This is a genomic window from Marinobacter sp. 1-3A (assembly GCF_016597775.1).
In the GTDB taxonomy this organism is placed as follows: Bacteria; Pseudomonadota; Gammaproteobacteria; order Pseudomonadales; family Oleiphilaceae; genus Marinobacter; species Marinobacter xiaoshiensis.
This window is the reverse complement of record NZ_VCGZ01000009.1, coordinates 74,021-96,226: the sequence shown is the minus strand read 5'-3', so window position 1 is coordinate 96,226 and position 22,206 is coordinate 74,021. Positions and strand designations below refer to the sequence as shown.

Sequence of the window (22,206 nt, the reverse complement as noted above, 5' to 3'; positions counted from 1 at the left end):
CTTTATGCGATTGTCAGCATTTCATCATCAGGGGAGACGGCATCACCGACCTTGATGAAGACTTCGCCGACAGTGCCGGCTTTTGGTGCACGAATCTCGGTTTCCATTTTCATGGCCTCGAGAATAATCAGCACATCGCCTTCTTCAACGGCATCACCTGGTGAAACCAGTACCTTGAAGATGTTGCCTCCCAGAGGTGCGATAACAGGCTCACCTTCGCCGGCAGCTGGAGCTGGCGCAGCAGACGCCGCAGGAGCAGATGCAGCACCGCCCTCGCCCTGAATCTGAGTGATTTCACCACCTTCAGTAACGGCAACCACGAACTTTTTACCATTAACATCAACGGTGTAAGTTTCCGGGCCGCTGGCCTTCTTGGCCGGAAGCGCGTCTTCAGCTGTCGGCACTGGCTCAAAAGCATCCGGGTTGTTACGGTTTTCCAGGAACTTCAGTCCAATCTGCGGGAACAGAGCATAAGTCAGAACATCATCAACGGTGTTATCCGCCAGCTTGATGCCCTTCTCGCCCGCCAGCTTTTTCAGCTCGTCGGTCAGTTTGTCCATTTCCGGCTCAATATTGTCAGCCGGACGGCAAGTAATAGCCTCCTTACCTTCCAGAACCCGTTCCTGCAGCTCTTTGTTGAATGGCGCTGGCGCAGAACCATACTCACCTTTCAGGATTGCAGAGGTTTCCTTGGAAATAGACTTGTAACGCTCGCCGGTCAGAACGTTCAGAACAGCCTGAGTACCAACAATCTGCGACGTTGGCGTTACCAGCGGGATGAAACCAAGGTCTTCGCGAACCTTGGGGATTTCAGCCAGCACTTCGTCAAAACGATGCGCAGCATTCTGTTCTTTGAGCTGGCCTTCCATGTTGGTCAACATGCCACCCGGTACCTGAGCAATCAGGATGCGGGAATCGGTACCACGGAGACTGCCTTCAAATTTCGCATACTTCTTGCGAACTTCACGGAAGTAGCTGGCAATTTCTTCCAGCAGCACCAGGTCCAGCCCGGTGTCGCGCTCGGTGCCTTCAAGAATGGCAACAACCGCCTCAGTGGGCGAATGGCCGTAGGTCATACTCATTGAAGAGATGGCCGTATCCACGTTATCAATACCGGCTTCTGCTGCTTTAATAGCTGTCGCGGTAGACATGCCAGTGGTCGCGTGGCACTGCATGTGAATCGGGATATCCAGCTCTTTCTTCAGGCGGCTAACCAGATCAAAAGCCACATAAGGCTTGAGAATACCGGCCATGTCCTTGATCGCGATGGAATCGGCGCCCATGTCAGCAACTTCTTTCGCCAGCTCTACCCACATCTCGATGGTGTGCACTGGGCTGGTGGTATAAGAAATGGTGCCCTGCGCGTGCTTGCCGGTTTTCTTGACGGCCTTGATGGCAGTTGCCAGGTTGCGGGGATCGTTCATCGCATCAAAAATGCGGAATACATCAATGCCGTTTTCGGAAGCACGATCAACGAAACGCTCTACCACGTCATCCGCATAATGCCGATATCCCAGCAGGTTCTGGCCACGGAGCAGCATTTGCTGAGGCGTGTTGGGCATTACTTTTTTCAGTTCCCGAATACGCTCCCAGGGATCTTCGCCCAGGTAACGAATGCAGGAGTCGAAGGTAGCTCCACCCCAGGATTCCAGAGACCAGAAACCGACTTTGTCGAGTTTCTCGGCAATGGGCAGCATATCGTCAAGCCGCATACGGGTGGCTAGCAGGGACTGGTGGGCGTCGCGTAGTATAACGTCCGTAATCCCCAGCGGTTTCTTTGTGTCAGTCATCGTGTCAGCCTTCTGTTTAAAGGTTCTATCTAATCGGTTACCGGCTCACTTCTTGTGGCGCGACCGGAATTTGGCAATCGCCTGTTTAATCGCCTCTGCTGTATCAGGATCAACTGAAACAGGTGCCTTTGGCTTGGCACGGGGCTTTTTGGCCGGGGTTACCGGCTCAGGCGGTGCAAACCGGATAAGCAGTTTGGACATAAGCATGGTCGCGAACACCAGAATAATCAGGAACACGAACACAAAGCCCATACCCGCAACCATCAGATCGACGGCTTGTGACATCAGGTCATCCATATTGAATAGCTACCTGTGATTTATTTGTGGATTTTTCCGGGGAACCGAAGCGCCTAAAGCTTGAGCTTTAAGGGGCACCGGAATAAACCGGGAGGCAAAATCCTGCGTAATTTACCGGTTTCGGACGCGCTGAGCAACCAAATCGAAAATGGCTATACGAACTTTCCGAGCGTTTTGCCACCTCCCCAACCCACCGGGAAAGCCCACGGCAACGCTCTCTCAGACCATCCGGACTCTTAGCTTGCGACCCTTTATTTTCCCATCTTCAAGGCGCTTAAGTGCACGTTTGGCCTGTCCTGCCTCTACAGCGACAAAACACTGAAACTCAAACAGATCAATCTTCCCCACGGATTTACCATCCAGGCCGGCCTCTCCGGTAAGTGCACCAAGCACATCTCCCGGGCGGAGCTTTTCCTTGCGGCCAGCGGCGATACAAAGAGTTTTCATGGCAGGGGCAACCGGCTCGACTGGCACTGAAAGCAGAATCTCGGTGTCCCCCCAAGTAACCGGGCGCCCCCGTTCACTCTCAAGACGATTAATCTTATGACCTTGCGCCGGGCTGCACAGCGTAACCGCCAGCCCCGCCTCTCCTGCACGCCCCGTGCGCCCTACACGATGGGTATGCACTTCCGGGTCCCGTGCGGGTTCGGCATTAATCACCAATGGTAAAGCCTTGATATCCAGACCCCGTGCTGCAACGTCGGTTGCCACCAGAACCTGGCAGCTTTGGTTGGCAAAACGCACCAGTACACTGTCGCGCTCACGCTGCTCGAGATCCCCATGCAACGCCAACGCCGAGAATCCCTGAGCACCCAGTTCCGCCGCCAGCTCGTCACATTGCTGCTTCATAGAGCAGAACACCAGACAGGACGCCGGCTGATGTTCTGACAACAAACTCACAATGGCGCGCGTGCGCTCCGGGGCAGGGATTTCATAAAACAACTCACGAATATCGGTATTGACACTTTGCGACTCCGCCCGCACATCCAACGGCTCCCGCTGAAACCCTGCGCTGAGCTTACGGATCGAGTCTGGCCAGGTAGCTGAAAACATGAGCGTTTGGCGTTGCTTGGGCGTGTAACTCAAAATTTCTTCCATGGCGGGCTGGAAACCCATATCGAGCATACGGTCAGCTTCATCCAGAACCAGAGTCGTGAGGCGCTTCAGATCCAGGGTTCCTTTACGCAGATGGTCGGCGATTCGCCCGGGTGTACCCACAACGATATGAGCGCCATGGGCCAGAGAACCAATTTGTGGGCCAATGGATACGCCGCCACAGAGGGTCAGAATTTTTACGTTTTCCTGTGCCCGCGCCATTTCCCGCAGTGCCTTCGCTACCTGATCGGCCAGCTCACGGGTGGGGCACAACACCAGCCCCTGCACCGCAAACAGTTTCGGCTTGAGACTTTCAATCAGTCCGATACCGAAAGCGGCGGTTTTACCACTGCCGGTTTGCGCCATGGCGATCACGTCACGACCTGCCAGGCAATGAGGCAAGGCTCTTGCCTGAATATCCGTAGGTTGTGAAAAACCCAACTGGGCCAGATTGGCCTGCATCGCTGCAGACAGATCAAGATCTTTAAAGGAAGGCATACAAGAAAATCCCGGAATCAGCGGTTGCTGGTTAAGAAGGTAAGCACGAGGGCGTATACTAGCGCCATAGAATACCAGAAATCATGACCAATTAACGGAGTTGTCCCATGGCGTCCCTGCAGGATCAGCTATTGAAAGCGGGCCTGGCCGATCAGAAAAAGGCCAAGGCTATACGCAATGAAAAACACAAACAGCGCAAACAGCAGCCCAAAGGTGCCGTACAGGTTAATGAGACCGAGGTCCGTGCGCGGCAGGCCCGTGAAGAAAAGGCCGAGCGGGATCGTCAGTTGAACCTCAAACGCCAGCAGGAAGCCGAGAAAAAAGCCATTCAGGCCCAAATTCGCCAACTGGTGGAAACCAACAGGCTGGATCGTAGCCGGGGCGAAACCTCATACCAGTTTGTTCACGACAAAAAAATCAAGAAGCTTTACGTCGACGACACCATGGCCGACCAGCTATCCCGTGGTCGCCTGGCCATCGTAGCGGTGAATGATCAATATGAAATTGTGGCTGAAGGCGTTGCACGCAAGATTATCGAGCGTGATGCCCAGGCAGTGGTTGTGCTCCACGACCGCAAAAAAGACGATGTGGGTGACGATGATCCGTACGCAGGCTATGAAATTCCCGACGACCTGATGTGGTAAAGGTTGTTGCCCGGAAGTGCACAGCCTTGCCTGCATGAGCTATTCGTCAGGCCATCAACGCCTGACGAATAGTTCGCACGGCGGCAACCGATTCGGGGTTATCGCCATGAACACACAGGGTATCCGCTTCCAGAGTAAGCGGTTTCCCGCTAATCGTCTGGATACCCCCCCCTTCGGCAATCGCTTTTGCCTGGCTCAGAATAACGTCCGAATCCTGATGCACGGCTCCCGCAATGCTGCGAGGAACAATGTAGCCGTTTTCGTCGTATGCACGATCCGCGAAGGCTTCCAGTAATAACTCAATGCCATACTCCGCACACAACGCCTTTAACGGTTGATTATCAGCAGTTGTCATCGCCATGAGTGCAAGCTTGCCAGTGGTCTGACCAAGCGCTCCAAGAATTGCCCTGAGCACCGCTTCATTCCGCATCATGTCGTTATAGAGTGCACCATGGGGTTTAACGTAGCTGAGCTTGCCACCCTGCGCTGCCGCTATCTGGCCCAAAGCGCCCACTTGGTAAAGCACCATGGCGTGGATTTCTTCCGGGCTACATACCATAGGGCGACGGCCAAAACCCTGAAGGTCCGGGTAAGCAGGATGAGCGCCCAGAGCCACATTATGTTGCAACGCCAAGCGAACGGTGTTGTGCATGACCAAGGGGTCACCGGCATGAAAGCCGCAGGCAATGTTTGCCTGGTCAATATAGGGCATAACCTGCTCATCCAGCCCCATCGTCCAGGCACCAAAACTCTCACCAATATCGCAATTCAACAACATGCTTATATCCAGTCATCCTTAAAAAAACAAACTATTGAGCCTAACAATAGCCTGAAAAAGGAACTCATGGGAGATCTTCGGGTCGTATGCCCGCCAGTTATAAAGTTATAAACAAGGAGCGATGATGCTATCGGTTAGTTTAGGCCCGCTAAGCCTGTCTTTGGGGCATGTTCTGTTGCTTGGCGCTTTCGTGCTTGCGCTGGTTGTTGGCGCTATCAGCGGGCGAAAACACGGCGTGCCTATTGCCGGAACCCTGTCTGATATTTTTCTGGTCTCCATGGTTGCGGCGCGAGTCGGCTTTGTTATCCAGTACTTCGAGTACTATCAGGATAACCTGTGGGGCATCGTCGATATTCGGGATGGCGGCTTTCATATTGTCGCCGGCGTGCTCGGCGCCATTGCGCTGACTGCCTGGAAACTCTGGCGACACGCCAGTATCCGCAAACCATTATCGATTGCTGTAGCAACCGGCATGCTAACCTGGGGCTCCATATCCCTGCTGGTCACACTGGCCGAAAGCAGTTCCAGAAGCATGCCCCAAAGTAGTTTCAGCCTGATGGACGGCACGCCGGTAACGCTTCAGGAAATGGCCAAAGGCAAGCCCATTGTGGTCAACCTGTGGGCAACCTGGTGCCCACCCTGCATCCGGGAGATGCCCGTACTTGAACAAGCCCAGCAGGAAAACCCGGACATTACCTTTGTGTTTGTAAATCAGGGCGAATACCCTGAAACCATTACTCAGTTCATGGGCCAGCACAAGCTCTCGCTGAACAATGTCCTTACTGACACCGGCGCCAGCCTTGGCCGCACAACAGGGAGCCAGGCTTTACCAACAACCCTCTTCTACGATGCTGACGGCAAGCAGGTAAATGCCCACTTGGGCGAGCTGTCGAAAGCATCCCTTGCTCACAATCTCCGAAGCTTTAGCGCGGACTGAACCTGACCTGGAGACCGACTATGCGCTTGTTAAATTTCTCTAAGAAGCGATCTCTGCTTGCAACGGCGCTGATCACCAGTGGGCTGTTAAGCCTTCCTGTGCTGGCGCAAGAGAAACTTCCTGACCCGGTTCAGCTTCTGGTTGACCGTGGCGTTACTATCGAGGCGACCTTTGAAGGCCCCGGAGGCATAACCGGTTATGTTGGCAGCATGCAGGGTGGCCCAGTTGCGTTTTATTTAACGCCAGACAAGGAACACGTAATCGTAGGCAACATGCTGGATAGTAGCGGCGAGAACCTGACGGCTCCGAAAATACAGGAATTGGTGCTGGGGCCTCAGAACGAGAAAGCCTGGGGTGAGATTGAGAAAGCCAACTGGGTGCGTGATGGCAATGCCGATGCACCGATTATTGTCTATACCTTTACCGACCCTAACTGTCCGTTCTGCCACAGATTCCGTCAAGCCGCGGAGCCCTGGATTGATGCGGGCAAGGTGCAACTCCGGCATGTAATGGTGGGCATACTGGCACAGGACAGCCTGCCCAAGGCCGCGACAATCCTGGGCTCAGACAACCCCGGTGAAGCTCTGAAGGAAAACCAGAAAAATCATGCTCAGGGTGGCGTTAAAGTAGATCGCAACATCGTCAGTGCGCATGCGAAAAAAATCAGACAGAACAACCGACTGATGTCTGACTTGGGGCTGAGTGCTACACCAAGCACCTACTACAAGGGAGCTGATGGCTCCATCCAGATGAAACAGGGTGCGCCGCGCTCCGATGAAATGGAAGCCATCATGGGCAGCCCGAAACCCTGATCCATGCAGAGATTCTGGCCCAGCGTTGCTGGGCCGTTACCCTCACAAGTATCAGGCCATACCCTCTACCACACGCACCCGTACCGGCAATCCCTGCCGAACAGATGCACCGCTGACGTTTTCCAGCCAGGTCGCTGTGCCGTCTTTGCGGGTGGGGTCCGAGAAGCCCAGATCGTTAATGTTCACACCCGCTGCAAGGTAGGGATTCCCGGCGCGCTCTTCACCATCAATGATATGGCTCGCAGCACCCAGTTCGCGATGCCCGTAGCCATGCTCAATGCCGAGTGCGCCTTCGTGCACGTTATCCCCCACCAACGCCAGCGCGAGAACCTTGCCTCCAGGGCTTTCAATACTGATGGTATCTCCGTGACTCACACCGAACTTCTCAGCATCGTTGCGGTGCAAAAGCACCGGGTTATAAGGCTTGATCATGCGCAGGCGCTCAAGGCCAATGGCGTAGGAGTTCATCAGGTTCGATTTGAACGAGAAAGCCAGCAATGGCCATTCGTTCTCGGGGTAGTGGTCTCTTAACAGAGAGCCATCCCAGAACCTTGGCGCATGGTGCGTTGGTGTCCCCACCAGTCGCTTTCCACTGTAGCTGTCAATTGCCGTGCCCACAGCCTCGTTGTAAACGCACAAGGGGCGCTTCCAGGCATGGCCGAGCTTATCCTTGTCATAGGCGCTCTCCATGGTTTCAAAACGACCACCGCGGGAGTACAGGTGAGCCACAGGGCCAACTTCATCCTCGGCTACCGTGTCTTTGATTCGACCCAGCAATGGCTCAATGCCACTGGCGTGGATGTCTTCGTCACTGGCCACCGGTAAAGGCGTTCCAGCCATGGCAATATTGGCCGCCGCGCGCAGATAAAAATCCTCGGCGCGGTTCAGACCGTGCATCTGGCCATCTGCCCCTTTGATGGAATTATCACCAAAACCCGGCAACTCAAGGCGCTTACCCAGCTCAATAAAGAAGTTATCCATGCATACAGGCTCACCCGCAGCGGTTTTAGCCTGCCGAGGCTCAACAACTGGCCAGCAAGCCGTGGTCATCCTGGTCAGCGTGCCACTCCAGGCACCGGTAAAACCCCAAACCTCATACATAACCGAATCCGGCACTATGTAGTCTGCAAAACGGTTGGTCTCGTTAATGAAGCCGTCTACCGCCACATACAAACCAATATTCTTCGGGTCCTTCAGCCTTTCTTCCAACAAGGAGGTCAAGCCGGCCTGGCCATACATGGGGTTAGCCATAACCCCTATCATTGCTTTGATCTTGTACGGATACCCTTCCAGACCAGAGAGCAGGTGCTCAGTGAGAACCGGCGGGGCCAATGAGCGCCAGGGAGCTGTCGCCGGATATGGAGATTCACCCGCGGCCACCCGGCGCTTGTATTCACTGGTCTTTTCATAGGGGAACCGGGAACGCGACAGGAACACGCCTTTGGGCCCGACTTTCCCGGGGAAATCTTCAAGGTTGTAGCGAGGGCCCGCGCCAACACCATTGAAGCTTCCGCCACCTTTGGCCACCCCACCCTTCTGGTTAAAGCTGCCAACCAGCAGGTTCAGCATATTGATGCTGTATGAGGCATAGAAGCCAGAGCCCGACATCATTCCACCATGGGTGTCTGCTGCCGCCATACGCCCAAAGCTTGTGAAGCGCTTGGCGAGATTGCGTATAACATCAGGCTCAATGCCACAGAACTCTGCGTATTCTTCGATACTGTATCGCATGGCCTCCTGGCGTAGTTTAAACAATGAACTACGCACCGTTACCGGGCCCGCGCTCGTTTCCACAGTGCGCTCAACGAACATTTGGCCGCGCGCAGCTACTTCAGAGCTTTCCAGGTTGCCCGCCATGTTCACCACAACAGGGTGATCATCGTCGGCACCTGCCTGTGCCTGGCCGATGTCACTCAGGCGCAGGAAGTAACCGGCACGGGGGTGGTTGTCGTCGTCAATCACCAAGTGCGTTGCGTTGGTGTGGCCAGGCTCGCCTGCTTTACTGGCCGCCATATTGCCGGGGAGTTCCAGATAATCTTTGGCATAGGCTTCATTCACCAGCATCCAGCGAATCAATGCCATGGCAAAGGCAGTATCGGTGCCCGGCAGGATCGACACCCAACGGTTACGGTCACTGGCGGAATGGGATGCAGCCGCAGTCAGTGCAGGGTCAACCAGTACATACTCCATGTTGCCTGTCGTACGGGCTTGCGCCAGCAAGCGGCCCTGACGCTTGAACGGATTACCCGCCTGGCTGGGCGCGGTTCCGATAAACAAGGCAAACTTTACGTTGGCGTAGTCAGGCTTCACGTGAGCGTTCTTCGCCAGATCATTCATCAGAGCGCCAGAACCCATACGGAATGCCAAACCACAGTAGGCTCCGTGATGCCCGTAGTTGCGAGTCCCGAAGGCGTTGAAGGCGAAGCGCTTGAGAAGTGCTGACCGGCCGTAATCCGTTGCCTCCATCATCAGAAGCTGATTCGACTTGGGGCCATACTCCGGGTTTTCCGGGTCCAGCGGGGTTTTTACATCGCGGATAGAGCGCAGACCTTCAACCTCGCCCTCTCCAAAAAGGTTGCCGCCAGCCACAATTTCGTCCAGCAACTGCTCAAAGGGAATGGTCTCCCACTGATTGCCACCACGGGGGCCGGTGCGCTTGAGGCACTTCAGTACACGCTGGTCGCTGGTCAGCTGAGACATGGCCGCATTACCGCGGGCGCAGGCGGTAGAACGGTTAAGCTGGCCTTGATCCTGAAAATTGCTCATTCGCTGAAAAGCTTCCAGCACCGGGGTCTGCTCATCAAGATGCTCATCAGAGGACAACGGGTGGTATGGGTTACCAGACACCCGCAATACCTTTTCCTCATTGTTATCGATGCGCACCCGCACGCCGCACTGGGTAGTGCAGCCGTAGCAGACGGTAAAGGCGATGCGCTGGTCCGGGTTCAGTGTTACCTGGCCGGTTTTTGGATCAACCGAATATTCAGGCGCCAGGCTGTTGCCGTGGAGCCGATCCGCTGTGGCCACACCAGAAGTACCGTTTACCAGACCTTTGCCCATTTTTTCCAGCGGGCCGTAGTAGCCCGCCGCGAAAGTTGCGGCACCGCCGGCAGCGGCTGCACCTTTCAGGAAATTACGACGATTCTTGTCCATTATTTTGCTCCGAAGACGTGAATCAGTGGCTGCTCGCCTGGAGGCTTTTCTTCCAGGGCACCAGAATGTCAATAATCAGCAGTGCGGCCAGCCAGAGCCCGAAGGTTCCGATAATGCCCATCAACCCGCTGGAACCAGCCTCAATGGCATAGTGGTAGTAGCCCGCCGTGTTTTTGGCCACGGTCTGCACTTCCATCAGCACCATCCAGCGAAACGTCCAGCCGATGTGCACGGCCAACAAGCCTGCTATCCAGGAGCGCCCTATCCAGCCGGGGCGCCGCAGCATAGCGATGGCACTGAGCGTAAGAGCAATACCCACCAACAAGCCGTAGATCGCGACTGCGCGCCACTCAGGGTTTCTCTGTAGCGATGCAAAGGCCTGCTCAACCGAGGGGCTAAAGCCGGTAATACCTTCAGAAATCCAAAGCGCCGCGACCAGGGCAGAGAGAATCATGGTTACAACGATCACTTTAAGACTCTGCTCGTTAACCTCCTGATCGTTACCAGTCATCAGGCGGTTAATCAGAATCACCAATGCCGCCGCTGCGACCAATCCTGTCAGCACGAACATGACTGGAAGCCAGTGGGTATTCCAGAGAGGGCGGGCTTTAACGATCGCCACTTCCGCACCGGTATAGACCATGATGCCAACAGACAGGACGAGCGCACCAAGCCCCGCAACTACCAGCATCCAGCGAGGCGCACACCACTGGCCCAAGCTGACCCAGCCCGAGAGCTTAGCTATCCACCCTTCCCCTTGAGCCTGTACCTGCATAGCCGGCCGCCATGCGAGCCATGCATAGGCCACAACCAGTATGAGATACACGGGTAGCAACAAGCTGCCTATGGACATCCACGACCAGGGTGTGAGGTTCGCGTAGAAATGCCAAAACCGCAGCGGCTGATGCAGGTCCGCCAACAAAGCTACAGGGCCTACGAGAGTGCAACTCACAGTGACCAACAGGGCCACTTTCGCCAGCGACTCATAATTCTTCTTACCGAACAGCAAACCCGGCACCGTCAACAACAGCGCCGAGTATGAGATCGCAATCAGGAAAAAGTACTGGACTGCCCATGGGTACCAGGCAATGCCATAACGAGGTGCCAGAACCTCAATGACCGCTGAATTCATAGCCAATCTCCTCACCTTGTTGGTCACGCACATCCCAGATTGCGGGCTTGGCGTCTGGCCGGGATACGAACCGCTCGTCCATGCCCAAATAGAACACGTGTGGGGCTGTGCCCATTTCCGGCTTGAGCACCATCAACTCGTTGTAGTGCTCTTTCATCATGCGGCTGATCTGGCTGTTGGGGTCGCGTATGTCGCCGATAATACGGGCGCCGCCCACACAGGATTCCACACACGCTGGCAGAAGACCCACATCCAGGCGGTGAGCACAGAAGGTGCACTTGTCAGCGGTTTGGGTGTACTCATTGATAAACCGGGCGTCGTATGGGCAAGCCTGAACGCAGTAGGCACAGCCCACACAGGCCTCATTGTCGACAACAACAATGCCGTCCTTGCGCTGAAAGGTTGCCTGTACAGGGCACACGGGAACACACGGCGGGTTCTCGCAGTGATTGCACAAGCGCGGCAGCATGAAGGTGGCAGTGTTGCCCGTCTCTTCGTGCTCCACTTCATATTGCGAGACGATGGTGCGGAAGCTACCGAGAGGCGCCTCGTTTTCAATATGGCAGGAAACCGTACAAGCTTGGCACCCAATGCACGCCCTCAGATCAATTAGCATCGCATAGCGCTTCTCCGGATCTCCCTCTCGGCGCGCAGGCTGGTCGTTGATTCCAGCAGCGGCAATGCTGCTGAGGGGCACAAGCGCTGCTCCAGCGGTCAATTTGGCAATCTGCCCTAGCAAAGCGCGGCGAATTTTATCCATGAGTTCTCCATCCATTAGCACTGGACGCGAATTAATAAGGTAACTAACGAAAGTCTAGCAAGAGCGGGATGGAGGAACTTGACGGTGGTCAATTGGGAGCTGTTGAGCTGTAGGGGTATTCCCATAGGTGGGAATGATTGCGGGGGCACAACGCAAAACGCCTCAGGCTGTGTGGTACACAAACTGAGGCGCTTTGATTTTAATATGGCGCGGCTGGGAGGATTAGGCGGGCCTTCGGCCCTTCCCTTGCGGGCCGCCGTCGCTTTGCTCTGGCGTTCCTCAACCTGCTTTGCAGGTTTCGGTCGAACCTCTTTCGGTTCAAATTCTCCCAGCTGCAGATAGCAAAACGCCTCAGGCTGTGTGGTACACAAACTGAGGCGCTTTGATTTTAATATGGCGCGGCTGGGAGGATTCGAACCTCCGACCGCTCGGTTCGTAGCCGAGTACTCTATCCAGCTGAGCTACAGCCGCCAATAATCTTTAATCTTGTTCTCGGGATAAGACAGGATCTTTCCGAGAGGGTCTTACAAAAAGTGGCGCGGCTGGGAGGATTCGAACCTCCGACCGCTCGGTTCGTAGCCGAGTACTCTATCCAGCTGAGCTACAGCCGCGCATTGATCACTTTAGTTGGTTGAATGCAACTTCAACCTGTTCCGCTTTTCTTATAAAAAGAAAATGGCGGAGAGGGAGGGATTCGAACCCTCGGTACGATTGCTCGTACGGTTCCTTAGCAGGGAACTGGTTTCAGCCACTCACCCACCTCTCCTTCAGAACGGGGCGTATACTACCATAATTTTTCTGTTTTCATAGGCTTGACAAGACTTTTTTAAACCTCGTTTTACCCGAAAACGAAAAAGCCGTCAGAATTTAGCCCTGACGGCTTCTTTTTACTTCTCAGCTATTGCCCGGCTCCGGCTCATCCACGCCCTTTTCGGACTGAATACGCTGATAGATTTCTTCACGGTGCACAGCAACTTCCTTCGGGGCATTTACACCAATCCGCACCTGATTTCCTTTAACCCCAAGCACAGTAACGGTGACATCATCACCAACCATTAATGTTTCGCCAACACGGCGAGTTAAAATCAACATATCCTTTACTCCCTATCCTGAGCTACCTGTTCCGACAAGTAATGTTTTAGTTAGTTCGACTTTTATAGTGAGAACACGGGCTAACCATAAGACGCACATTCCCTTATACGGACACACGCGAGCACAAGGTCAGAAAATGAATCTCTTTTATAGGGTTTCTTCCACCCCAGGCTTATCCAACTCAAACGCACTGTGAAGCGCACGCACAGCAAGCTCAAGGTATTTCTCATCAATCACAACAGAAATCTTGATTTCCGATGTGGAGATCATCTGAATATTGATCCCTTCATTCGACAGTGCCTCAAACATTTGAGTTGCTACACCTGCATGGGAACGCATGCCAACACCAACAATACTGACCTTCGCGATCTTGGTATCGCCGCTGACACCACGGGCACCCAATTCATCCGACACACGCTGAAGGACGTCTTTAGCACGCTTGAAATCATTGCGATGAACGGTAAACGTGAAAGCTGTGCGGTTATCCTCGCCAACGTTTTGAACAATCATGTCCACGCCAATATTGGCTTCGCTTACCGGCTTCAGAATACGCAGCGCACTGCCCGGGGTATCAGGCACTCCAGAGATAGTGACTTTGGCTTCATCACGATTAAAAGCGATGCCGGAGACGACCGGTTGTTCCATGGCGTTGTTATCCTCAAAAGTAATCAGGGTGCCTTCACCTTCCTCGAAGCTGGAAAGAACCCTTAACGGAACGTTGTATTTCCCTGCAAATTCTACAGCGCGAATCTGGAGAACCTTGGATCCCAGGCTCGCCATTTCCATCATTTCTTCAAATGTAATCTGTTTCAGCCGACGGGCGCTGTCTACCACTCGTGGGTCCGTTGTATAAACGCCATCCACATCGGTATAAATCTGACACTCATCCGCCTTCAGAGTAGCCGCCAGAGCCACCGCAGTGGTATCTGACCCACCTCTGCCCAAGGTAGTTATATTGCCTTCTTCATCAACACCCTGGAACCCGGCAACAACTACAACACGGCCCGCGTCCAGATCTGCGCGTATACGCTGCTCGTCGATCTGTTTTATGCGGGCCTTGGTGTGCATGCTGTCCGTCAGAATACGGACCTGCGAACCTGTATAAGAGCGAGCATCAAAGCCTCGCTTTTGCAGCGCCATGGAGAGAAGTGACATGGTTACCTGCTCCCCCGTAGAAATCAGCACATCCATTTCACGAGGCTCAGGATCTTCCATAATATCGCTGGCCAACCCAATTAACCGGTTGGTTTCGCCGCTCATGGCAGAAACTACAACAACCACGTCATGCCCCGCGTTGCGGAAGCCAATTACTTTTTCAGCCACTGCCTCTATGCGCTCGGTTGTACCCACCGAGGTGCCACCAAATTTCTGAACAAACAGAGCCATTGTCTTTCCAATATCCGAATCGAGGCCTATGGCAGGGCGGAGCACCCTGCCCGTCAATAAACAAGCGACCGGAATTATAAACCCCGATCGCTTCTGAAAAATAGTTGCTTAGGCGATATTTTTCCCAACCCACTCCGGCACCCCGGCAAGGGCTTCCCCAAGCTTAGAGGCATCGTTACCACCGCCCTGAGCCATATCGGGCCGACCGCCGCCTTTGCCGTCGACCAACGCCGCAAGGTGCTTCATCAAATCGCCCGCTTTGATGCGACCAGTTGCAGACTTTGTAACACCTGCAACCAAGGTCACTTTTCCATCTTCAACACTCGCGAGAACAACCACACCCTCTCCCAGCTTGTTTTTAAGCTGGTCTGCAGTTTCCATAAGCGTTTGGCGATCTGCACCTTCCAGCTCGGCAGCAACCACTTTCAGGCCAGCAACGTCGACCGCGGAATCCGCCAGATCACTTCCGGCGGAACTGGCAAGCTTGGCCTTCAAGGCATCAACATCTTTCTCAAGCTGTCGATTCCGATCAATGGTCTGTTGCACCTTGTCGATAACCGTTTCCCGGCTGCCTTTTACCAGTCGGGCCGCTTCACGCAGAGTGCGTTCTGTGTCGTCCACCCACTCAAGGGCGCCAAACCCGGTAACAGCTTCAATTCGACGAACACCCGAAGAAATGCCGCTTTCAGATGTTATACGGAACAGGCCAATGTCGCCGGTGCGAGTTACGTGGGTGCCACCACACAGCTCTACAGAATAGCTGTCAGTACCCATGCTCAGCACTCGAACCACATCACCGTACTTCTCACCAAACAACGCCATGGCGCCTTTTGCTTGCGCCTGCTCCATGTCTGTTATGTCGGTCTGTACCGCTGTGTTACTGAGAATCTGTTCGTTTACCTGGCGTTCGATTTCTTTCAATTGCTCAGGAGTAACCGCTTCAAAATGCGAGAAGTCAAAGCGCAGCTTGTCCGGATCCACAAGAGAGCCCTTCTGCCCTACATGCTCACCCAACACTTTGCGCAACGCCGCATGCAGCAAGTGCGTGGCAGAGTGGTTACGGCGAACCCGCTCACGGCGTGCGTGGTCAATACGGGCGTCTACTTCCAGTCCTTCGAACAGCTCACCCTCTATAAGAGTGCCCACATGCAGATGGTTATCGCCATCCTTGCGAGTGTCGGTCACCTTGAAGCGGCCACCGCTCCAGGTCAGCAGCCCGGTATCACCTACCTGGCCACCGGATTCAGCGTAAAACGGTGTGCGCTCCAGCACCACAATTGCTTCATCGCCGGCTTCTGCTGTTTTCTGCTCGCCGTTGACGATGACGGCACGGATACGCTCGTGACCATCAACATGCTCGTGGCCAGTGAACTCGGTTTTACCTTCAATGCCCAGGCCTGCTGCGTTGTAATCCATGCCAAACTTGCTGGCAGCTCTGGCCCGCTCACGCTGGCTTTCCATAGCTTTTTCGTAGCCCTCATAGTCCAACGTCAGGCCACGCTCACGGGCGATATCGTTGGTGAGATCCACAGGAAAGCCATAGGTGTCATACAGGGTAAAAACCGTCTGCCCGGGAATCACGTCGCCTTTCAGCTCGGCAATATCCTGCTCCAGCAGGCGCAAGCCTTTATCCAGAGTTTTTACAAACTGCTCTTCTTCCTGCAGCAGCACTCTCTCTATCTGCTTCCGGCTGCTGACAAGTTGCGGGAAGGCCTCACCCATCAACTCAACCAAAGCACCGGTTAATTTGTAGAAGAACGGGCCGGTGGCACCAAGCTTGTTGCCATGACGAGCTGCCCGACGAATAATCCGGCGAAGAACAAAGCCTCGACCTTCATTAGAAGGCATAACACCGTCGGAAATCAGGAAGGCACAGGAGCGAATATGGTCGGCAACCACACGCAGGCTGGCTTCTGTTGTCGCCGCACCGCCAAGTATGGCTGAAGCCGCTTTGAGAAGATCATCAAACAAATCGATTTCGTAGTTGCTGTGTACGCCTTGCATCACAGCTGTAACACGTTCCAGGCCCATGCCTGTATCGACGGAAGGCTTGGGCAACTTAAGCATCTCGCCATCAGCAGTGCGGTTGTACTGCATGAAAACCACGTTCCAGATCTCGATGTAGCGGTCACCATCTTCCTCCGGGCTTCCGGGGGGGCCGCCCGCTACGTCCGGGCCGTGGTCATAGAATATTTCGGTACAAGGGCCACAGGGGCCGGTATCGCCCATCTGCCAGAAGTTATCTGAAGCGTAAGGTGCGCCGCCATTGTCGCCAATGCGAACAATACGATCTACTGGCACGCCGACTTCTTTATTCCAGATGTCGTAGGCTTCGTCATCATCGGCATAAACGGTCACCCAGAGTTTCTCAGCGGGCAGGTTTAGCCACTGCTCGCCGGTCAGAAAGGTCCACGCATAATTGATGGCTTCGCGCTTGAAATAATCACCGAAGCTGAAGTTGCCCAGCATTTCGAAGAACGTATGGTGGCGCGCTGTGTAACCCACGTTCTCCAGATCATTATGCTTGCCGCCTGCACGCACGCATTTCTGGGAGCTGGTTGCGCGAGTGTAGTCACGCTCCTCACGGCCAAGAAATACGTCCTTGAACTGGTTCATTCCCGCATTGGTAAACAGCAGTGTCGGATCGTCTGCCGGCACCAGCGAGCTGCTTGAAACAATGGAATGACCTTGCTGTTTAAAATAATCGAGAAATGCCTGTCGCAACTCTGCGGTTTTCATAGCCCGTTGATACCTTTCCAGAAATCCCACCGGGAAGCGGCGGGATCCGCGATTGAATACGAATACTTACATGCGTGTGCAAATCGGCTACTCTAGCACACGCTGAGTACAGGAAAAACGTGAAAAATCACAGGAGAGCCCATGCCCCGCCGCTTCCACGCCGCTGATGAACTGCTACCCCCAGCGACGTTTCTCAAACGATCACTCGCCATTATTTACGACGGCCTGATCAGTATTGCCGTACTTCTGGTTACCACATGGATATACACCATGATAACTGGCTGGATTACCGGCTGGGACAGCATGGAGCAGAAAGCCGAAGCGGGTCAGTTATCCGGCGACCCCGGCCTGACGTTCGTATTGTTTCTGGTGATGTACCTGTTCTTTGCGTACTTCTGGACGCGGATAGGGCAAACACTGGGCATGCAGGTATGGCGGATTCGCATCGAAAATCTGGACGGCTCCTCAGTGAGCTGGAGCCAGGCCCTTCGTAGGTATGTGAGCGCGGCAGCCGTGTTTTTTGTGGCCATTTTGGCAGGCTACTATCTGGGTTCGGCAACGCTGTTCCTGTCTGTTCCAGCCATGATAGGGCTTTTTTACCCCATTAACGGCCTGTCCATAACAGACAGATTTTCAGACAGCATGGTTGTTAGTGTTCCCCATAAAGCCAAGGCTGGCTGAACCGGTATGTCGGGTAGCTATCCTGCCCGGCGCATCAACACACCACCAAACACCGCACTGATCCCAATTGGCACAATCACCGCAAGAACCGGGCTAAACCCGTAAACAAGGCTCATGGGGCCCAAAAGGTCCTGCATATACTTGAACAGCAGCCCTACGAGTAGCCCGGTAAACACCCGAAACCCCATAGTAACTGAGCGCAGTGGCCCAAAGATAAAGGAAATCGCCACCAGCACCATCACGCCTGTGCCCAGCGGCATCAGAGCCTTCTTCCAGAAGGCCAACCAGTATGGAGAGCCATTTAGCTCCTGGTCGCCAAGGTAGTTTGCGTAGGTATACAAGCCGGTCATTGAAAGGTTTTCCGGCTTAACAATCAGCACACTCAATACACTTGGGGACAGGCCAGTGTCCCAACGCAGGCTCTTATGATCTACCCGCCTGGTGGATTCACCCTCAAGGCGCGTGGTCGTGGAGTTCTCCAGCAGCCAGTGGTCGCCCTGATAAATTGCCCGCTCCGAGAAACTGGCTGCTATCAGCTGCCGTTGATCGTCGAATCGAAACAAAGAAACACCGTGCAACACACCGTTTGGCTGCACAGCATTGAAGTGCATAAAAACATTGCCCTCCCGGTGCCATACCCCGTGGGCAGCAGCCACACTCTGGCCCGCACCAAGAGCAACCGCCTTATGACTCTGGGCAGCACGCTCCGCAGGAGGCGCCAAATACTCACCGATAAGAACACCCGCCAGAACGATCACCAATGCAGGTTTCATTGCAGACCAGACAACCCGCTTTATAGAAACCCCGGCCGCGCGAATCACTGTAAGTTCGGAAGAGCTGGCCATGCCACCCAGTCCAATCAAACAGCCCATAAAAGCCCCAAGAGGCAGGTAGTCGTATACCCGGCGCGGCAAGGTAAGGGCTACAAACCAGAGTGCATCCAGAATCTGGTAGTTGTTGCGGGTATCATCCAGCTCGGCAACAAAGGCAAAAATCAGATCGAGGGACAGCACCACAAGCATCACCAGCAGCATGGCACCGCCCACATTGCGCATCACATAGTGATCAATCTTACGCATTGACCACTCCCTCCCGCTTCAGCTTTCTCTTATAAAGCCAGGCCGGACCAAAATGCAGCCAAAGACCAAGCGCAAGGAAGATGGCGTGCACCCAGAGCATGCCCAACCATTCAGGCACCTTGCCATCTGCCATGGCATCCCGGGCGACAATCAGCAAACCAAGATAGGCAACGTACACAAGCATGGCAGGCAATAGATGGAAAAATCGCCCTTGTCGCGGATTAACCCGGCTCAACCGGACTGCCAGCAGTGTCACTATTGGAACAATCAGCGGTAACGAAAAGCGCCAATGCAACAAGGCACGGTCACGGGGATCGTCCGATCGCATCAACTGGCCGGTAGTAACCCCCTCATCCAAAACCACATCACCACTACTACCGCTGCGAATCTTCAGACCGTAGGCTTCAAAACTTGTAATCTGGTAATCCAGCTTTCCGGGCGTTCCATCATAACGCGCACCGTTTTCGAGAATAAGAAAGCGGCTACCGGTTTCTTCATCAATCAACTGGGAGCCGGAATCGGCGGTAATTACGTTTACACCGGTTCCGTCTTGCCCGTACTCGGCAATAAACACACCCTGAAGTTGGCGCTTGTCATCACTGAGAGCTTCGGTGTAGGTAACGCGACCGCCCGACGAAAGCTTCTGGAAGCGCCCCGGCGCCAGCAGATCGAATTCTGTTGCCTTGGCCTGCTCTGCAAAAATCTCTTCAACCTGCTGCATTCCCCATGGTGAAACCACCAGGCTCATGCTCCCGACAATCAGCATAACAACAAGGCTGCCCACCAGGGTTTTTGACAACAACTGACCGTCGCTTACACCACAGGCGGAAAGCACGGTCATTTCACTTTCAAGATACATACGGCCATAGGCCAGCAGTATGCCAATGAACAGCCCCAACGGCAGGATAAGCTCAAGAAACCCGGGAAAGCGATACGCCATAATTTCAAACAGCACGCCGGGTGCAATCTTGCCTTCCGCGGCACCGGCCAAGTATTTGAGAAAGCGCCCACTCATAAACACCAGCAGAAGAATGCCTGAGACGGCAACCATGCTGACCATAACCTGACGTATGAGATAGCGGAAAATAATGCTCAAAACGGTTTCTCTGCCCGTGTAAACCGGAACATGGAGGAATGAGGAAACTGCGAGTATTCTATGTAACCTTGGGGCTGAATAACAGTGTAGCCCGCCTAACTTGATAATCCGCCTCCAAACCCCAATGCTTGGTGGTACAGGATCAAATCATTCTCGCCGCTCACAATTGCGGCTTTCCCCGGATAACTATAGGAGTTTCCATGAACTTCAGCCTGAACAGCAATGCCATTGCGAGCACCAAAGCCGACTGCCTGGTCGTCGCCCTTCCGGAACAGGGCGACTGGCCAGCCTCCTCCACTGGGGCAGACAGCGCACTTGGCGGGCTGATCACCAAACTCCAGAAAGCCGGTGACATCAATGGCAAAAACGCTGAAACAAGCCTGATTCCACTTAACGACCAGCCTTGGGATCGGTTGCTTGTTGTTGGTACAGGCAAGGACACCGAGCGCACTGGCGCAAACTTCCGAAAGGCACTGGCGGCCATGACAAGTGCCCTGAAGGATGGTCCTTCAAAGAGTGTGCTGATCAGCTTGACCGATACCGCCCTGACTGGCGATGACAGCCTTAGCTCCGAACTGGCAAAACTGAGCCTGATCGGCCGTACTCTGGAAGAGCAGCTCTACAGCTTCAGCGAGTTCAAGAGCGAAAAGCCTTCAGCGCGCAAGCTCAACAAAGTTCTGGTCGCCACTTCTGATGCCGGAAAAGCACAAAAAGAAGCGTTTAACCTGGGCTTGGCAACCGGTCGCGGCATGAATCTGGCCCGCGATCTGGGCAACATGCCACCGAACATCTGCCACCCCTCATGGCTGGCAGAGCGAGCCAACAAACTGGCCACTGAACACGACTGCATCAAGACCGAAGTGCTTGATGAAAAGCAAATGAAAAAGCTCGGCATGAACTCCCTTCTTGCCGTTGGTCAGGGCAGTGCCCAACCACCACGCCTGATCATCATGGAATACCGTGGTGGTAATGCTAAAGACAAGCCTTATGTTCTGGTAGGCAAAGGCATTACTTTCGACACAGGCGGCATCAGCCTCAAGCCCGGCGCTGGCATGGATGAAATGAAATACGATATGGGCGGTTCAGCTGCCGTATTCGGAGCCATGCAAGTACTCGCAGAGACCAAGCCGAAAATTAACGTGGTTGCGGTTATCGCTGCTGCTGAAAACATGCCCGACGGTAATGCCAGCCGCCCTGGCGATATTGTCACCACCATGTCTGGCCAAACGGTTGAAATCCTCAACACAGATGCTGAAGGCCGCCTGGTTTTGTGCGACGCCCTCACCTATGTGAAGAAATTTGATCCGGAAGTGGTTATCGACCTGGCAACGCTTACCGGCGCCTGCATCATTGCCCTTGGCCACGAGACAACAGGCCTGATGGCCAACAATGACGAGCTGGCAAACGAACTGCTGGCTGCGGGTGAACGTGCCAACGACAAGGCTTGGCGCCTGCCCATTTGGGAGGAGTACCAGACCCTGCTGGACAGTAACTTTGCAGACATGGCCAACATCGGCGGCCGCACTGCGGGTACCATTACTGCCGCCTGCTTCCTGGCTCGCTTCACCAAGGAATACCGCTGGGCGCATCTGGACATCGCCGGAACTGCATGGCATTCGGGTAAAGCCAAGGGTTCCTCTGGCCGCCCGGTTCCCCTGCTGGTCGACTACCTGATGTCCCACGCTGGAAAATAATGGAAAGTAATTCGCTCTCACAAGCCGGCAGCCCTGCTGCCGGCAACTCTCGGACTGCGTCTGCTCTGGAGGATAAAAACCAGCGTTACTGGTTTCACATTCTCCTCCAGGACACTCCCGCCGCCCGTAACCTGCACGCCACCAAGCTTGTAAGCAAAGCCTGGCAGCAGGGCGACCGGGTGTGCATCGTGTGCGACTCCCAGCAGCAAGCTGATGAACTGGACGAACTAATCTGGAACTTCAGCCCGGATGCGTTCATCCCGCACAGCGTCATACCCGATGCTGCCACACCCTGTACTGATCCTGTTGGAATACTATTGTGCCCGCCAATTGCAGAGGACTGGGATACCGTAATCATCCTCTCCCAGACCCTTCCGGCAAACGCGGACCAATTCAAACGCCTCGCCCTGGTGGCCCATAACGACCCTGTCGTTCTCAACCAGGCTCGATCACATTTCAGGCAGTTGCGCGCTTTAGGTATCGAGGCCCAAGTGTATGATCAACGATCGCGATCGTGATCATACACTGCCGGGCAGCGCTGAA

The 22,206-nt window shown here is 54.4% G+C and carries 18 protein-coding genes and 3 tRNA genes; 6 read left to right on the top strand and 15 right to left on the bottom strand.

Annotated features, from left to right (window positions below; all coding sequences use genetic code 11):
* Window positions 1-2: 2 nt before the first annotated feature.
* The 3 genes from oadA to dbpA all read right to left on the bottom strand — a co-directional run bounded on the left by oadA (window position 3) and on the right by dbpA (window position 3,680).
* Entirely contained in the window at window positions 3-1,790 is a 1,788-nt protein-coding gene (gene oadA, locus FE848_RS14230) for a sodium-extruding oxaloacetate decarboxylase subunit alpha (protein WP_200204325.1), read from the bottom strand.
* Between the two features lie 45 nt (window positions 1,791-1,835).
* Entirely contained in the window at window positions 1,836-2,087 is a 252-nt protein-coding gene (locus tag FE848_RS14225; protein WP_200204323.1) for an OadG family protein, read from the bottom strand.
* A 219-nt stretch (window positions 2,088-2,306) separates the two neighbouring features.
* Window positions 2,307-3,680, bottom strand: coding sequence for an ATP-dependent RNA helicase DbpA (dbpA, locus tag FE848_RS14220; protein WP_200204321.1), 1,374 nt, complete (start codon window positions 3,678-3,680; stop codon window positions 2,307-2,309).
* Between the two features lie 107 nt (window positions 3,681-3,787).
* Here dbpA and FE848_RS14215 point away from each other — a divergent pair, with 107 nt between their 5' ends.
* Window positions 3,788-4,324: a DUF2058 domain-containing protein gene (locus FE848_RS14215; protein ID WP_200204319.1), complete on the top strand. Its 537-nt coding sequence runs from the start codon at window positions 3,788-3,790 to the stop codon at window positions 4,322-4,324.
* 46 nt (window positions 4,325-4,370) lie between these two features.
* On the opposite strand, the gene FE848_RS14210 is transcribed toward FE848_RS14215, so the two are convergent.
* Window positions 4,371-5,102 (bottom strand): 5-oxoprolinase subunit PxpA, encoded by a 732-nt coding sequence (locus FE848_RS14210; protein ID WP_200204317.1) that lies wholly within the window; start codon window positions 5,100-5,102, stop codon window positions 4,371-4,373.
* 124 nt (window positions 5,103-5,226) lie between these two features.
* On the opposite strand from FE848_RS14210, the gene FE848_RS14205 reads away from it, so the two are divergent.
* On the top strand, window positions 5,227-6,039 hold the full coding sequence (locus FE848_RS14205) for a TlpA disulfide reductase family protein (RefSeq protein WP_200204315.1): 813 nt from the start codon (window positions 5,227-5,229) through the stop codon (window positions 6,037-6,039).
* A gap of 20 nt (window positions 6,040-6,059) precedes the next feature.
* Window positions 6,060-6,851, top strand: a complete 792-nt coding sequence (dsbG, locus tag FE848_RS14200) for a thiol:disulfide interchange protein DsbG (protein ID WP_200204313.1) — start codon at window positions 6,060-6,062, stop codon at window positions 6,849-6,851.
* A 51-nt stretch (window positions 6,852-6,902) separates the two neighbouring features.
* Here dsbG and FE848_RS14195 read toward each other — a convergent pair whose 3' ends face one another.
* The 9 genes from FE848_RS14195 to alaS form a co-directional block, all read right to left on the bottom strand.
* Window positions 6,903-10,004, bottom strand: coding sequence for a molybdopterin dinucleotide binding domain-containing protein (locus FE848_RS14195; protein ID WP_200204311.1), 3,102 nt, complete (start codon window positions 10,002-10,004; stop codon window positions 6,903-6,905).
* Window positions 10,005-10,026: 22 nt separating this feature from the next.
* Window positions 10,027-11,136, bottom strand: a complete 1,110-nt coding sequence (nrfD, locus tag FE848_RS14190; protein WP_200204309.1) for an NrfD/PsrC family molybdoenzyme membrane anchor subunit — start codon at window positions 11,134-11,136, stop codon at window positions 10,027-10,029.
* Complete coding sequence (dsrO, locus tag FE848_RS14185) at window positions 11,117-11,896, bottom strand: sulfate reduction electron transfer complex DsrMKJOP subunit DsrO (RefSeq protein ID WP_200204307.1); 780 nt, start codon at window positions 11,894-11,896, stop codon at window positions 11,117-11,119. Before dsrO ends, nrfD begins: the two co-directional genes overlap by 20 nt.
* Window positions 11,897-12,290: 394 nt before the next feature.
* Window positions 12,291-12,367 (bottom strand) — tRNA-Arg (locus tag FE848_RS14180).
* A gap of 63 nt (window positions 12,368-12,430) precedes the next feature.
* Window positions 12,431-12,507 (bottom strand) — tRNA-Arg (locus tag FE848_RS14175).
* Between the two features lie 65 nt (window positions 12,508-12,572).
* Window positions 12,573-12,662 (bottom strand) — tRNA-Ser (locus tag FE848_RS14170).
* Between the two features lie 128 nt (window positions 12,663-12,790).
* Complete coding sequence (gene csrA / locus FE848_RS14165) at window positions 12,791-12,988, bottom strand: carbon storage regulator CsrA (RefSeq protein ID WP_144780424.1); 198 nt, start codon at window positions 12,986-12,988, stop codon at window positions 12,791-12,793.
* Window positions 12,989-13,135: 147 nt separating this feature from the next.
* The gene (locus FE848_RS14160) at window positions 13,136-14,374 is read right to left on the bottom strand and encodes an aspartate kinase (RefSeq protein ID WP_200204305.1); all 1,239 of its coding nucleotides are present in this window, start codon (window positions 14,372-14,374) and stop codon (window positions 13,136-13,138) included.
* Between the two features lie 108 nt (window positions 14,375-14,482).
* Complete coding sequence (alaS, locus tag FE848_RS14155) at window positions 14,483-17,113, bottom strand: alanine--tRNA ligase (protein WP_200204302.1); 2,631 nt, start codon at window positions 17,111-17,113, stop codon at window positions 14,483-14,485.
* A 141-nt stretch (window positions 17,114-17,254) separates the two neighbouring features.
* Here alaS and FE848_RS14150 point away from each other — a divergent pair, with 141 nt between their 5' ends.
* Window positions 17,255-17,794 carry an RDD family protein gene (locus tag FE848_RS14150; protein ID WP_200204300.1) on the top strand — a complete coding sequence of 180 codons (540 nt, stop codon included), beginning with the start codon at window positions 17,255-17,257 and terminating at the stop codon, window positions 17,792-17,794.
* Between the two features lie 17 nt (window positions 17,795-17,811).
* On the opposite strand, the gene lptG is transcribed toward FE848_RS14150, so the two are convergent.
* Together lptG and lptF are read right to left on the bottom strand one after the other, a co-directional pair.
* Window positions 17,812-18,873 (bottom strand): LPS export ABC transporter permease LptG, encoded by a 1,062-nt coding sequence (lptG, locus tag FE848_RS14145; RefSeq protein ID WP_200204298.1) that lies wholly within the window; start codon window positions 18,871-18,873, stop codon window positions 17,812-17,814.
* A complete protein-coding gene (lptF, locus tag FE848_RS14140; protein WP_200204296.1) occupies window positions 18,866-19,969 on the bottom strand; it encodes an LPS export ABC transporter permease LptF in 1,104 nt (367 codons plus the stop codon). The genes lptG and lptF overlap by 8 nt, the downstream gene beginning before the upstream one ends.
* A 200-nt stretch (window positions 19,970-20,169) precedes the next feature.
* Here lptF and FE848_RS14135 point away from each other — a divergent pair, with 200 nt between their 5' ends.
* Together FE848_RS14135 and FE848_RS14130 are read left to right on the top strand one after the other, a co-directional pair.
* Window positions 20,170-21,663: a leucyl aminopeptidase gene (locus tag FE848_RS14135; RefSeq protein ID WP_200204294.1), complete on the top strand. Its 1,494-nt coding sequence runs from the start codon at window positions 20,170-20,172 to the stop codon at window positions 21,661-21,663.
* Window positions 21,663-22,181, top strand: coding sequence for a DNA polymerase III subunit chi (locus FE848_RS14130; protein WP_200204292.1), 519 nt, complete (start codon window positions 21,663-21,665; stop codon window positions 22,179-22,181). The genes FE848_RS14135 and FE848_RS14130 overlap by 1 nt, the downstream gene beginning before the upstream one ends.
* The last annotated feature ends 25 nt before the right edge of the window (window positions 22,182-22,206 follow it).

Excerpts from the sequence above, each read along its gene's own strand:
- FE848_RS14210 (WP_200204317.1), bottom strand. The coding sequence starts at position 5,102 with ATGTTGTTGAATTGCGATATTGGTGAGAGTTTTGGTGCCTGGACGATG.
- dbpA (WP_200204321.1), bottom strand. The coding sequence starts at position 3,680 with ATGCCTTCCTTTAAAGATCTTGATCTGTCTGCAGCGATGCAGGCCAAT.
- FE848_RS14215 (WP_200204319.1), top strand. The coding sequence starts at position 3,788 with ATGGCGTCCCTGCAGGATCAGCTATTGAAAGCGGGCCTGGCCGATCAG.
- FE848_RS14135 (WP_200204294.1), top strand. The coding sequence starts at position 20,170 with ATGAACTTCAGCCTGAACAGCAATGCCATTGCGAGCACCAAAGCCGAC.
- FE848_RS14160 (WP_200204305.1), bottom strand. The coding sequence starts at position 14,374 with ATGGCTCTGTTTGTTCAGAAATTTGGTGGCACCTCGGTGGGTACAACC.
- nrfD (WP_200204309.1), bottom strand. The coding sequence starts at position 11,136 with ATGAATTCAGCGGTCATTGAGGTTCTGGCACCTCGTTATGGCATTGCC.
- dsrO (WP_200204307.1), bottom strand. The coding sequence starts at position 11,896 with ATGGATAAAATTCGCCGCGCTTTGCTAGGGCAGATTGCCAAATTGACC.
- FE848_RS14225 (WP_200204323.1), bottom strand. The coding sequence starts at position 2,087 with ATGGATGACCTGATGTCACAAGCCGTCGATCTGATGGTTGCGGGTATG.
- dsbG (WP_200204313.1), top strand. The coding sequence starts at position 6,060 with ATGCGCTTGTTAAATTTCTCTAAGAAGCGATCTCTGCTTGCAACGGCG.
- FE848_RS14195 (WP_200204311.1), bottom strand. The coding sequence starts at position 10,004 with ATGGACAAGAATCGTCGTAATTTCCTGAAAGGTGCAGCCGCTGCCGGC.
- lptG (WP_200204298.1), bottom strand. The coding sequence starts at position 18,873 with ATGCGTAAGATTGATCACTATGTGATGCGCAATGTGGGCGGTGCCATG.
- FE848_RS14150 (WP_200204300.1), top strand. The coding sequence starts at position 17,255 with ATGCCCCGCCGCTTCCACGCCGCTGATGAACTGCTACCCCCAGCGACG.
- FE848_RS14130 (WP_200204292.1), top strand. The coding sequence starts at position 21,663 with ATGGAAAGTAATTCGCTCTCACAAGCCGGCAGCCCTGCTGCCGGCAAC.
- FE848_RS14205 (WP_200204315.1), top strand. The coding sequence starts at position 5,227 with ATGCTATCGGTTAGTTTAGGCCCGCTAAGCCTGTCTTTGGGGCATGTT.
- oadA (WP_200204325.1), bottom strand. The coding sequence starts at position 1,790 with ATGACTGACACAAAGAAACCGCTGGGGATTACGGACGTTATACTACGC.
- csrA (WP_144780424.1), bottom strand. The coding sequence starts at position 12,988 with ATGTTGATTTTAACTCGCCGTGTTGGCGAAACATTAATGGTTGGTGAT.
- alaS (WP_200204302.1), bottom strand. The coding sequence starts at position 17,113 with ATGAAAACCGCAGAGTTGCGACAGGCATTTCTCGATTATTTTAAACAG.